Source organism: Pseudomonas sp. MF6396, assembly GCF_002018915.1.
In the GTDB taxonomy this organism is placed as follows: domain Bacteria; phylum Pseudomonadota; class Gammaproteobacteria; order Pseudomonadales; family Pseudomonadaceae; genus Aquipseudomonas; species Aquipseudomonas palmensis.
Map to the genome: position 1 here is coordinate 46826 of NZ_MVOK01000019.1, position 11733 is coordinate 58558.

The 11733-nt window shown below is 64.3% G+C and carries 14 protein-coding genes; 5 read left to right on the plus strand and 9 right to left on the minus strand.

Features of this window, described 5'->3' with window-relative positions:
• Positions 1-221: 221 nt before the first annotated feature.
• The 4 genes from MF6396_RS18905 to prlC form a co-directional block, all read right to left on the minus strand.
• On the minus strand, positions 222-1280 hold the full coding sequence (locus tag MF6396_RS18905; protein ID WP_078481280.1) for a PA0069 family radical SAM protein: 1059 nt from the start codon (positions 1278-1280) through the stop codon (positions 222-224).
• A 78-nt stretch (positions 1281-1358) separates the two neighbouring features.
• The gene (locus tag MF6396_RS18910; protein ID WP_078481281.1) at positions 1359-3383 is read right to left on the minus strand and encodes a M3 family metallopeptidase; all 2025 of its coding nucleotides are present in this window, start codon (positions 3381-3383) and stop codon (positions 1359-1361) included.
• A gap of 99 nt (positions 3384-3482) precedes the next feature.
• A complete protein-coding gene (locus tag MF6396_RS18915; RefSeq protein ID WP_043862271.1) occupies positions 3483-3743 on the minus strand; it encodes a YheV family putative zinc ribbon protein in 261 nt (86 codons plus the stop codon).
• On the minus strand, positions 3740-5791 hold the full coding sequence (gene prlC, locus MF6396_RS18920; RefSeq protein WP_043862270.1) for an oligopeptidase A: 2052 nt from the start codon (positions 5789-5791) through the stop codon (positions 3740-3742). The genes MF6396_RS18915 and prlC overlap by 4 nt, the downstream gene beginning before the upstream one ends.
• 90 nt (positions 5792-5881) lie before the next feature.
• Between prlC and MF6396_RS18925 the strand changes: the two genes are divergently transcribed.
• Together MF6396_RS18925 and MF6396_RS18930 are read left to right on the plus strand one after the other, a co-directional pair.
• Positions 5882-6430: a gamma carbonic anhydrase family protein gene (locus MF6396_RS18925; RefSeq protein WP_043862269.1), complete on the plus strand. Its 549-nt coding sequence runs from the start codon at positions 5882-5884 to the stop codon at positions 6428-6430.
• A gap of 32 nt (positions 6431-6462) precedes the next feature.
• Positions 6463-7113, plus strand: coding sequence for an HAD family hydrolase (locus tag MF6396_RS18930; protein WP_054916038.1), 651 nt, complete (start codon positions 6463-6465; stop codon positions 7111-7113).
• A 27-nt stretch (positions 7114-7140) separates the two neighbouring features.
• Here MF6396_RS18930 and MF6396_RS18935 read toward each other — a convergent pair whose 3' ends face one another.
• Positions 7141-8259 (minus strand): aminopeptidase, encoded by a 1119-nt coding sequence (locus MF6396_RS18935; protein WP_078481282.1) that lies wholly within the window; start codon positions 8257-8259, stop codon positions 7141-7143.
• Positions 8260-8324: 65 nt separating this feature from the next.
• Here MF6396_RS18935 and MF6396_RS18940 point away from each other — a divergent pair, with 65 nt between their 5' ends.
• On the plus strand, positions 8325-8738 hold the full coding sequence (locus tag MF6396_RS18940) for a PA0061/PA0062 family lipoprotein (protein WP_054916040.1): 414 nt from the start codon (positions 8325-8327) through the stop codon (positions 8736-8738).
• Positions 8739-8790: 52 nt separating this feature from the next.
• Complete coding sequence (locus MF6396_RS18945) at positions 8791-9204, plus strand: PA0061/PA0062 family lipoprotein (protein ID WP_043862265.1); 414 nt, start codon at positions 8791-8793, stop codon at positions 9202-9204.
• A 3-nt stretch (positions 9205-9207) separates the two neighbouring features.
• Here MF6396_RS18945 and MF6396_RS18950 read toward each other — a convergent pair whose 3' ends face one another.
• Both MF6396_RS18950 and MF6396_RS18955 read right to left on the minus strand, forming a co-directional pair.
• Entirely contained in the window at positions 9208-9441 is a 234-nt protein-coding gene (locus MF6396_RS18950) for a DUF1161 domain-containing protein (protein WP_043862264.1), read from the minus strand.
• Between the two features lie 85 nt (positions 9442-9526).
• Positions 9527-9961, minus strand: coding sequence for an OsmC family protein (locus MF6396_RS18955; RefSeq protein ID WP_088514205.1), 435 nt, complete (start codon positions 9959-9961; stop codon positions 9527-9529).
• Positions 9962-10142: 181 nt separating this feature from the next.
• Here MF6396_RS18955 and MF6396_RS18960 point away from each other — a divergent pair, with 181 nt between their 5' ends.
• Complete coding sequence (locus MF6396_RS18960) at positions 10143-11147, plus strand: LLM class flavin-dependent oxidoreductase (protein WP_043862263.1); 1005 nt, start codon at positions 10143-10145, stop codon at positions 11145-11147.
• 66 nt (positions 11148-11213) lie between these two features.
• Here MF6396_RS18960 and MF6396_RS18965 read toward each other — a convergent pair whose 3' ends face one another.
• A complete protein-coding gene (locus MF6396_RS18965; protein ID WP_054916042.1) occupies positions 11214-11438 on the minus strand; it encodes a DUF1161 domain-containing protein in 225 nt (74 codons plus the stop codon).
• 52 nt (positions 11439-11490) lie between these two features.
• Positions 11491-11706, minus strand: coding sequence for a dodecin (locus tag MF6396_RS18970; protein WP_043862261.1), 216 nt, complete (start codon positions 11704-11706; stop codon positions 11491-11493).
• Between the last annotated feature and the right edge of the window lie 27 nt (positions 11707-11733).

An 11733-nucleotide genomic window follows, 5' to 3' on the forward strand; every position in this document is an offset into this window, starting at 1 on the left:
GAAGGTAAGTCCATTTTACCGGTTCAAGATTCAGACAACGCAATGAAGCTTGGATGTCGCTCACGCTCAATAAAGCACAGTGCGGCTGCCTGGCGTTTCACGCTACGCGGAAAAACTTAACTCAAACTGAATTTGGAGGCTCTAGAACGGGCGTTCCAGAACAAAAGGGCGGGCCTCGAATACTAGCAAAAAAGCATTAATGGCAACTACCCATTAATGCATTACAGCAGCGACAACTGCCCACCGGGCGGGCAGAACGCGCTGCAATCGAGCGCATGGCCTTCACGCCGGTTCAGTCCCAGGCGGCGCATGGCCTTGTCGAAACGCTGCGCCAGCAAGTCGGCAAACACGCCTTCGCCCCGCATGCGTGCGCCAAAACGGCTGTCGTACAGCTCGCCGCCACGGCTCTGACGGATCAGGCTCAGCACATGGGTCGCACGTTGCGGGTAATGATCCTGCAGCCATTGCTCGAACAGCGGCGCCACCTCCAGCGGCAGGCGCAGCAGCATGTAGGCCGCGTGCAGCGCGCCGGCCTGCTTGGCCGCCTCCAGCAGGTGCTCCAGTTCGCTGTCGTTGATCATCGGGATCATCGGCGAACACAGCACACCTACCGGTACACCCGCCTCGCGCATCACCCGAATCGCCCGCAACCGCGCCTTGGGCGCGGCGGCACGCGGTTCCAGGGTGCGCTTGAGCTCGTCGTCGAGGGTGGTCAGGCTGATCATCACCGACACCAGGCGCTGCTGTGCCAGTTCGGCCAGCAGGTCGAGGTCGCGCAGGATCAGCGAGCCCTTGGTCACGATGGTGACCGGGTGACGGTAGCGCAGCAGCACTTCGAGCAGGCGCCGGGTCAGCTGCTGTTCGCGCTCGATGGGCTGGTACGGGTCGGTGTTGGACCCCAGGTTGATCGGGGCGCACACGTAGCCTTTCTTCGACAGCTGTTGTTCCAGCACCGCCGCCGCGTTGGTCTTGGCGATCAGCTTGGTCTCGAAATCGAGCCCCGGCGACAGGTCCCAGTAGGCGTGGCTGGGGCGGGCATAGCAATAGATGCAACCATGCTCGCAACCTCGGTAGGGGTTGATCGAGCGGTCGAAGGTCAGGTCGGGCGAGGTGTTACGGGTGATGATGGTTTTGGCCGTCTCGATGCGGACTTCGGTGCCCTGGGTCAGCGGCACCTCCTGGTACCAGCCATCATCCTCGGCCACAGAGCGGGCAGGGGCGAAGCGGTTGTGCGGGTTGTGCGCGGTACCGCGGCCACGCACAGGCGCTGGAGTGAACATGGCGAGCCCCTGTACTGTTTTTATATACAGTACTGCATCGCCACCAGGACCTCCAGCACCGCTCGGCGCCCGACGTGGCTACGGGTTAAGGCCATGCCACTGCAGAAACGGCAGGGGGCTCACGTCACGCCCGCGAAACACCTTGAACCCTGCCGTGATCGAGCGCCCGGCCCCCGGGGCAACAATGGCCTCGAGCAGGGCACGCCCGGTGGCCGGGTTGAGCACGCCTTCGGCTTCGAACCGGGCGAAGGCATCGATCGCGTAGACCCGTGACCACAGGTAGCTGTAATAGCCCGCCTCGTAGCCGCTGGCCAGGTGATCGAAGGCCTGGGCCGGACGCTCGAAATCGCCCAGCGGCCAGGGCAGCACTGCGTCGAACTGTTCCACCACCTGCTGCTGCAGGCTTTGCGCAGCAGCCGGGTAGGTCTCGCCATGCAGGTGCAGGTCCAGGCGCGCCATTGCCAGGTCTCGGGCAAACGTGAGCCCTTGCTGCTGTTTCTGCTGGTCGAGAAACGCCTGCACCGTGGACTGCGGCAGTGCCTTGCCTGTCTGGTAGTGGTGGGAGATACCGGCCAGGTACTCGGCCGACCAGCACCAGCGCTCCAGCAGCTCACTGAAGAACTCGATCCCGTCCGGCCCCAGGCTGTCGATATCGGACAGGCGGTAATCGGTGGTGGCCACCAGCAGCTGGTGCAGGCAGTGACCGAACTCGTGGTACAGCTTGCGCAGGTCCAGGTGGGTCAGCAACGGTGGGGCAACCCCGTCGCCACGCTCGACTGCGCAGAACAGCGCCGCCGCGCCCTTGTGAAAACGACCCTCGGCATCCACGTGGCGGTTCCATACCCGCAGGCTCCAGGCGTAGTCCTCCTTGCCCGGGCGGGTGATCGCATCCATGTACAGGTACCCCACCAGCGCATGGCCCTGGGTTACCTCGAAGCACCGCACATCCGCATGCCAGGCCTGCAACGTGCTGGACGGCGTGATCTGCACGCCGAACAGGGTATCGGCCAGCTGCGTCATGGCCAGCACCACCTGCTCCAGCGGGAAGTAGCCACGCATTTCCTCGCCAGACAGCGCCAGCGGGTGCCGATGCGCACGCTGCGCGTAGAAGGCGATGTCCCAAGGCTGCAGGCCACCCAAGCGCGCCTGCTGGTCGAAGGCCCGCAACCGCGCGGTTTCGGCGCTACGCCAGGCGGCGCTGTGGGTGCTCAGGTCCTGCAGAAACCGCGTGACCTGTTGCGTCGATTCTGCCGTCTTGGTCTGCAGGCTGAGTTCGGCAAAGCTGGCAAACCCCAGCAGTTGCGCCTGCTCATGGCGCAGTCGTCGCAACTCCAGCAGCACCGGGCCGTTGTCGGGGCCTGCGTCCAGCTCCGACGCGCGGCCATGGTAGGCCCGATACACGGTTTCACGCAGGCTACGGTCTGTGGCCTGCTGCAGGATCGCCAGGCACGGGGCCTCTTCCAAGGTCACCAGCCAGCCCTCGAGGCCCTTGGCCTGGGCCTTGCGCGCCATGGCGGCGGTCTCCAGCGCGTCGACCCCCTGCAGGCGCCGGGCATCGGTGATCAGCAGGGTCCAGGCGCCGGTGGCGTGTGCCAGGTTGTCGAGGAACAGGTTGCGCTGGGCACTGATGCTGGTTTGCAGGTTCATCAGGCGGGCACGCTCGGTTTCACCGAGCTCGGCGCCGCTCAGGCGAAAGGCCTTGATCGACTGCTGCAGCGATATCCTGCGTTCGTGGCTGAACAGCGCACCATGGGCGCTGTCGGCCAGACGCTGATAGAGCGCCAGCAACGTGGCGTTCTGCAGCTTTGCCTGATGATAGGCCTGGCTCTTGAGCCAGCACTCGTCCACGGCGGCCTTCCAGGCCTCGCCGCGGGTGTACAGGGGCACGATCAGGCGCACGGCGTTGTTGAGGCGTGCATCCAGTGCATCGATGGCCATCACCAGGTCGTCCCAGGTGGGCAGGCCACGCTGGGCCAGGATGATGCGGGCCAGGGCGTTGTGGTTGTCGAGGATGATCTGGTCGATGCCCGCCGTCAGGTGTTCCAGGCGGATGTCGGCGTAGGCTGGCGGATCGAGGGGGGCGAGCAGGGGATTGCTGGTCATGGGCAGCTCCTTGAGTGACGGGAAGGTCCCGTCACTTTCAAGGGTTGCCGGTGCGCCAGGGGCTAACTATGTATGCCCCTGCACCAGCCACACGGCCCGCTAGGGCTTCTTCAGCTTCGGATTGGGGAAGAACTGCACCGTCTGCACCGCAGGCTGGGGCGCCTTGGCCTCGGCCTGGTTGACGCGGGTGCCCAGTTCCTTGGGCACCGACAGGCCCTGTTCGTTGAGCGTGTCGGAGAACCCGCAGGCCACGCACTCGCGGTGTGGCACGCCGTCTTCGCTCCACATCATCAGCTTGTCCGGCTCGCTGCACGCCGGGCATACGGCCCCGGCAATGAAGCGTTTCTTGGTCTTGCTCATGCCGCCAGGTCCTCGCTCAGGCCACTGTGGCGCAACAGCGCATCGATCGACGGCTCACGGCCACGGAAGTCGACGAACAGGCGCATCGGCGCCTGCGAGCCGCCACGGGCCAGAATCGCCTCGCGGAAGGCGCGACCGGTTTCGGCGTTGAGCACACCCTCTTCCTCGAAGCGCGAGAAGGCATCGGCCGACAGCACTTCAGCCCACTTGTAGCTGTAGTAACCGGCCGCGTAGCCGCCGGCGAAGATGTGCGCAAAGCTGTTGGGGAAGCGGTTGTACGCCGGCGGGCGCATCACCGAAACCTCGTCGCGCACCCCTTCGAGCACCTCCAGCACGCTGCGGCCATCGCCGTGGCTGGCGTGCAGTTCGAAGTCGAACAGCGAGAACTCCAGCTGGCGCACCATCATCAGGCCCGACTGGAAGTTCTTCGCCGCCAGCATCTTCTCCAGCAGGTCCTGCGGCAGGGCAGCGCCACTTTCGTAATGACCGGAGATCAACGCCAGGCCTTCGGGCTCCCAGCACCAGTTCTCCATGAACTGGCTCGGCAGCTCGACCGCGTCCCAGGCCACGCCATTGATGCCGGATACCCCGGCATGCTCGATGCGGGTCAGCAGGTGATGCAGGCCGTGGCCAAACTCGTGGAACAGGGTGGTGACTTCATCGTGGGTCAGCAGCGCCGGCTTGCCCGGGGCGGCCGGGGTGAAGTTGCACACCAGGTTGGCCACCGGGCTCTGCAGGCTGCCATCGGCCGTGCGGCGACGGTCGCGGGCGCCGTCCATCCAGGCACCGCCGCGCTTGTTAGCGCGGGCGTACAGGTCGAAGAAGAAGCGCCCCACGTGCTGGCCGTTTTCCTTGATCTCGAACAGGCGCACGTCCGGGTGCCAGGTATCGAAGCCTTTCACCTCGGCGATCTCGATGCCGTACAGGCGCTGCACGATGGTGAACAGGCCCGACAGCACCTTGTCGATCGGGAAGTAGGCACGCAGGGCTTCCTGCGACACGCTGTACCGCTGTTCGCGCAGCTTCTCGCCATAGAAACCGCTGTCCCAGCTCTGCAGGTCCGGGCAGCCCTGCTCGGCGGCGTAGGCCTTGAGCTGGGCCAGGTCCTGGGCGGCGAAGGGTTTGCTGCGCTTGGCCAGGTCACGCAGGAAGCTCAGCACCTGGTCGCTGGACTCGGCCATCTTGGTGGCCAGGCTCAGCTCGGCGAAGTTGGCATAACCCAGCAGCTCGGCCAGTTCCTGACGCAGGTCGAGGATCTCGCGCATCACCGGGCCGTTGTCGAACTGGCCGGCATTGGGGCCCTGGTCCGAGGCGCGGGTGCAGTAGGCCGCGTACAGTTCTTCGCGCAGGGCACGGTCGTGGGCGTAGGTCATCACGGCGTAGTAGCTGGGGAATTCCAGGCTGATCAGCCAGCCATCCAGGCCCTTGGCCTGCGCGGCGGCCGCCATCTGCGCCTTGGCCGATTCGGTCAGGCCGGCCAGTGCGGCCTCGTCGGTGACGTGCTTGGTCCAGGCCTGGGTGGCGTCGAGCAGCTGGTTGGAGAAACGGCTGCCCAGCTCCGAGAGCTTGCTCTGCACCTCGGCATATCGCTTCTGCTGGTCGGCCGGCAAGTCGATACCCGACAGGCGGAAGTCACGCAGGGCATGTTCGAGGATGGTTTTCTGCGCCACATCGAAGCCGGCAGCTTCGGGGCTGGCGATCAATGCTTCGTAGGCCTGGAACAGCTCGCGGTTCTGGCCCATTTCGGTGGCGTAGGCGCTCAGGGCCGGCAGGCAGGCCTCGTAGGCCTCGCGCAGCTCGGCGCTGTTGCATACCGCGTTGAGGTGGCTGACCGGGCTCCAGGCGGCACCCAGTCGGTCGTTGAGTTCGTCCATGGCCAGCACCAGGCCGGCCCAGGTGGGGTTCTGGCCCTGGGTTTTCAGGATCGAGGCGATGGCGCTGCGGTTGTCGGCCAGGATCTGTTCGATCGCCGGCAGCACATGCTCGGCACGGATCGCCGAGAAGGGCGGCAGGTCATAAGACTGCAGAAGCGGGTTGTTCGCACTCACGGTTAAACACCTTGGCAGAAGAAACACCGCTCCATCTTAATTACAATCGACGCTGACCGCAGCTATCAGCCTTACAGAGAGACACTATTCATGGCCATCCGCAGCTTCCAGCAACACATTCCGCGTCTCGGCGCCCGCGCCTTCGTCGACCGCAGCGCAGTGGTGCTGGGTGATGTCGAGATCGGCGAGGACAGCTCGGTATGGCCCCTGACGGTGATCCGCGGCGACATGCACCGCATCCGCATCGGCGCGCGCACCAGCGTGCAGGACGCCAGCGTGCTGCACATCACCCATGCCGGGCCGTTCAATCCCGACGGCTACCCGCTGCTGATCGGCGATGACGTGACCATTGGCCACAAGGTCATGCTGCATGGCTGCACCCTGGGCAACCGCATTCTGGTCGGCATGGGCAGCACCATCATGGACGGCGCGGTGGTCGAGGACGAGGTGATCATCGGTGCCGGCAGCCTGGTACCGCCGGGCAAGACGCTGGAGAGCGGCTTCCTGTACGTGGGCAGCCCGGTGAAGCAGGCACGGGCGCTGACCGACAAGGAACGCGCGTTCTTCCCCTACAGCGCCGCCAACTACGTGAAGCTCAAGGACCTGCACCTGGCCGAAGGCTTCGACCAGCCCGAGTGAGTTATCCACAGCCCCCTTTTTTCGAGACTGTCATGCACCAGCAAACCATTCTGTTCGACCTCGACGGTACACTCACCGACCCCCGTGAAGGCATCACGCGCTCCATCCAGTACGCCCTGGCCAAGCTGGACATCGACGAGCCGGACCTGGCCCGCCTGGAACACTTCATCGGCCCGCCCTTGCTGCAGGCATTCATGCAGTTCTACGGCTTCGACGAGGCCAAGGCATGGCAGGCGGTGAACTTCTACCGTGAGCGCTTCAAGGTCACCGGGTTGTACGAGAACCGCGTGTTCGAAGGCGTGAGCGAGCTGCTCGAAGGGCTGCAGGCGCAGGGGCGCACGCTGTACATCGCCACCTCCAAGCCCTGGGAGTTCGCCCGCGAGATTGCCCGGCACTTCGATTTTGCCCGGCATTTCAAGGTCATCTACGGCAGCGAGCTGGACGGTACGCGCACCAACAAGGTGGAGCTGATTGCGCACCTGCTGGCCGAAGAAAACCTGGACCCGGCGCAGACGCTGATGATCGGCGACCGCAAGCACGACCTGATCGGCGCGCGCAGCAACGGGCTGGAAGCAGTGGCGGTGGGCTACGGGTTTGGCAGCCGCGAGGAATTGACCGCAGAGCAGCCGGCGTATCATTTCGACACGCTGGGCGAGCTGCATCGGGCCTTCATGCGGTCCTGAGGGCCTTTTCGCCGGCAATGCCGGCTCCTACAGGGGATGCGAAGCGTTGTAGGAGCCGGCCTTGCCGGCGAAGCTTTCCAGGGCCTGCTGGCGCTGCTCGAACGGTAACCGCCCCCAGGCCTCGACCCGCTGGTAGAACACCGCCCAATCTCCGCCAACCTCCCGGAACAACGCTGCAAACGCCGGCACCCACTGGTCATACAGCCCGAACGGCAGCAGCTTGGCGTTGTTCATCGGCGCGTTGATCCACGCGTCATAGCGCTTGTCGCCCTGCCACCTTGTATCGCGCAGCACCCGGTACTCGCTGCGCAGGCGCTCGAACTCGGCCTGTTTGCCCGCGCGCATCGCTGCCGCGTCCAGCGGCTGTGCATACAATGTCTTGAGCCGCTCGCGGCTGGCCAGCACCAGCCCCACGAACTCGTCACGCTGGCGCGCTCCACCCTGCGGCAAGGGTGCCAGCCCGCGGGCCGCGCGCCACTGGCGCGAACCTTCCTGCTCCACAAAGGTGGCAAACGACTCGTTGAACGCCGTGTCGTCCTTCACGTACACGCGCTGGTGCGCCAGTTCGTGGAAGATCACCGTGGCCAGGCGCTCGTCGCCCCAGCCCAGCATCGAATTGAGAATCGGGTCGTCGAACCAGCCCAGGGTCGAATAGGCCTCCACCCCGCCCACATACACATCCTGCCCCTGTGCCTTCTGCAACGCCGCCGCCCCGCGCGCCGCACCCTGACTGTAGTAGCCGCGATAGGCCACGCAACCGGCGATGGGGAAGCAGTAGGTATGCGGTTCCAGCGAAAACTCCGGGGTGGCGAACACGTTCCACACCACGAACGGGCGCCCGATATCGGCGTACACCCGGTAGCTGCGGTTGTCCGGCAGCTTAAGGTGGCTGCTGGCAAAAGCGCGTGCCTGCTGCGCTTTCGCCAGGTGCTGGCGCAGGGCAGGGGGGGTGGCCGGGTCGGCCACCAGCACCGCCACCGGCTCGCGCGCGCGCAGCAACTGCCATTGCCCGCTGGCCAGCTGGCTGTAGTAGCCGAGGCTGGTGCAACCGTTGAGCAGCCCGATCAGCAGCACGGGAACCAACCCGCGGAAAACGCGGTCGAGTGCCCCGGGGCTTGAGCGCAACCAGAAAAAAATTCGAACCATGTGCAGGGATGTCTCGCTCAAGTGCTCATCGGCCCAAGACTATCCTGCCTGCCCGGAGTTTTGCCATGCGTACGATGCTTGCCGCCAGCGCTGTGCTGGCCCTGACCGGCTGCGCCGGCCTGCCCGCCGCCGACCCGAACCAGGCCTGGGTCGACCTCCAGCCCGCTGCCGACGACACCCTGCACGCGCTGGAGGTGGACGAGCGCAGCTGGGCCGACACCCGCTACTTCGAAGTCACGCCGGGCAGTCACGAGTTGACGGTGCGCTATCAGTTCGCGGTAGCGCCCGGCAATATCGGGCCGGTGGACGAACCGCTGTGGCGCGATTGCCAGCTGAACGTGAAATTCAAGGATTTCAATGCCGGCCAGCGCTATCAGTTGCAGGCCGGCAGTATCGGCTTCAGGCCCTGGGCCAAGCTCTACGACGAGCAGCGCAAACTGGTCGGCACCGGTTTGCCTGCCGGATGCCAGCGTACCTGAACAGACTAATGGCGCTATGCTTGTAGCTTGTAGCCCGCCAGCGGAGATTGCCATGCGCCAGCCCATGATGCTGCTTGCCATCAGTACCTTGGGGGCCTGTGCCAGTCCCCTGCCACCGGTCGACAGCAAGCAGGCCTGGATCGACCTGTATACCGTCACGCCGGGCAAGGTGCTCATGGCCGACCGCCTGGATGGTCAGCGCCTGAACGACGGCCGTTTCTTCCAGGTCACGCCGGGCAAACATGAACTGGTGGTGCGCTTTGATTTCGAGGTGTATTCAGGCGGTTTCAGCACCGACCCTACCGAACGCACCTGCTACCTGAAGATTCGCTACGACGATTTCCAGGCCGGCCAGCGCTACCGCATCGAAGCCCGCGCCCCGGCCATGCAGCCCAGTGCCTATCTGTACGACGCGCAGCGCAAGCTGGTCGCCGAAGAACAGAACGACATCTTCTGCATCCCGTGACGGCTAGCGATCGTTTTTCTGGTAGATGATCTTCTTGGTGCCGTTCTCACAGCTGCCCACCACCATGTTCTGGTCATGGACTTCATCGTTGGTCACGATTTCCAGGGTGTAGGAAGAGACATTGTTGGCCTGGATCTTGGCTTCGATCTCGGCCTTGAGCTCGGCGCAGTCCTTGGGCGCGGCCAGCGCACTGGTGGCCAGCAACGAGGTCAGCACAGCGAATGCAATACGAGTCATCAGAACAGCTCCTTGTGTCGGCAGACCATCTGCCGACAGCCATTTGACCACAAGAAGCCGTGCGTCGTTCTGATCTGCGCCGGCGTCAGTCCACCAGGGTGGCGTCCAGGCTGATCTGGGCCTTGAGCACCTTGGATACCGGACATCCCGCCTTGGCCTTGTTGGCCAGCTCCTCGAATTTCGCCTTGTCGGCACCGGGCACCTTGGCCTTGAGGATCAGGTGCACGGCGGTGATGGCAAAACCATCGGGCTGCTTGTCCAGGGTCACTTCGGCGATGGTGTCGATACGCTCGGCGGTCAGGCCGGCTTCGCCGAGGATCATCGAAAAGGCCATGGAGAAGCAGCCTGCATGGGCAGCGCCGATCAGTTCTTCAGGGTTGGTACCAGGCTGGCCTTCGAACCGGGTGTTGAAGCCATAGGGGTTGGCCTTCAAGGCGCCACTCTCGGTGGAGAGCTGGCCCTTGCCGGTTTTCAGGTCGCCTTGCCAGATTGCCGATGCTGTCTTTTTTATCGAACTCATAAAGCCTCCTGAGTGCCTGAGAGCGCGGGGGATCGCGCCTGGCGTTCAATTCAGAGGGCGTCACCACGGGCAAGTTCAGCCCGATTGCAGGGGCAGGCATTGAATACCTGTGATCTGCCCATACAGAGTCAGAAAGGTCGCGGCATGCTGTCGGCCTAACCATTCAGGAGGCGTACACGCCATGACGCGACTCGCGGACATCAAATACTCCACCCTCGACCTGGTACCGGTACGCCAGGACAGCGGCCCGGCCCAGTCGCTGCGCAACTCGCTGGACCTGGCGCAACACGTGGAGAAATTCGGCTACAACCGCTTCTGGGTGGCCGAGCACCACAACATGGACGGCATTGCCAGCTCCGCCACCTCGGTGCTGCTGGGGTACCTGGCCGGTGGTACCTCGACGATCCGCGTGGGTGCAGGCGGGGTGATGCTGCCCAACCACGCGCCGCTGGTGATTGCCGAGCAGTTCGGCACCCTGGCCAGCCTGTACCCGGGCCGTATCGACCTGGGCCTGGGACGTGCGCCGGGCTCCGACCAGATGACCGCCCGCGCCCTGCGCCGCGAGCGCTCGGGCAGCGCCGACGACTTCCCGGACGATGTAGAGGAACTGGTGCGCTACCTGGGCCCGCGCACGCCCGACCAGAAAGTGATTGCCGTGCCGGGGTATGGCACCGAGGTGCCGATCTGGCTGTTGGGCTCGAGCCTGTTCAGTGCACAGCTGGCGGGGATGCGCGGCTTGCCGTATGCGTTTGCCTCGCACTTTGCGCCGCGCATGATGCATGAAGCGATCCGCGTGTACCGCAACCACTTCAAGCCCTCGACAGTGCTCGACAAGCCCTACGTGATGTTGGGTGTACCGCTGGTGGCGGCCGATACCGACGAGCAGGCCGAGTACCTGGCCACCTCGGTGTATCAGCGAATTCTGGCGTTGATGCGTGGGCAGAGCCTGGTGCAGCGCCCGCCCGTCGATAGCATGGACGGCCTGTGGCAGCCCCATGAGCGGGAGGCAGTGGGAAGTTTCCTGGGCCTGGCGATGGTGGGCGGGCCAGAGAAGATCCGCGCCAAACTGGACGTGCTGCTGGAGCAGACCGGTGCTGATGAGCTGATCTTTACCTGCGACCTGTACGAGCATGCGGACCGGATCCGGTCCTACGAGATTCTGTCTCAGGTCATCAAGGGCAACTGAAGGCCCTTTCGCCAGCAAGGCTGGCTCCTACGTAGGAGCCAGCCTTGCTGGCGAAAGACTCACCGATCAACCGCGCTTGTACACGATTTCCTTGGTACCGCCTTCACACGACCCCACCACCTTGCCATCGGTCGCAGCGCCCTTGTCGACGATCTCCAGCGAATAGTGCGGTACGCCATTGGCGTCGATCTTCGCGGCAATCTCGCTCTTCAATTCTTCACACGGCTTGCCCGCCGCCAGCGCAGTCCCGGCCAGGGTCATCAAGCCAAACGCCAATACCAACTTCTTCATCGATCGCATTCCTTGTTCAGATCAAAAAGGGTTCAGGGCCAGCCGGCCGCCATCAGCTGTTGGCGATACGGAAGCCCACCTTGATGGTTACCTGAAAATGCGCCGCCTTGCCATCCTTGATATGGCCCCGGGTCTCGGTCACTTCGAACCACTCCAGGTGCTTGATGCTCTTGGCCGCTTCGGCCAGGGCATTGTTGATCGCGTCCTCGATGCTGCTGGGCGAGGAGCCGACCAGTTCGACCTTCTTGTACGTGTGGTGATCAGACATGACTACTCTCCATCAATGGTGTGCATT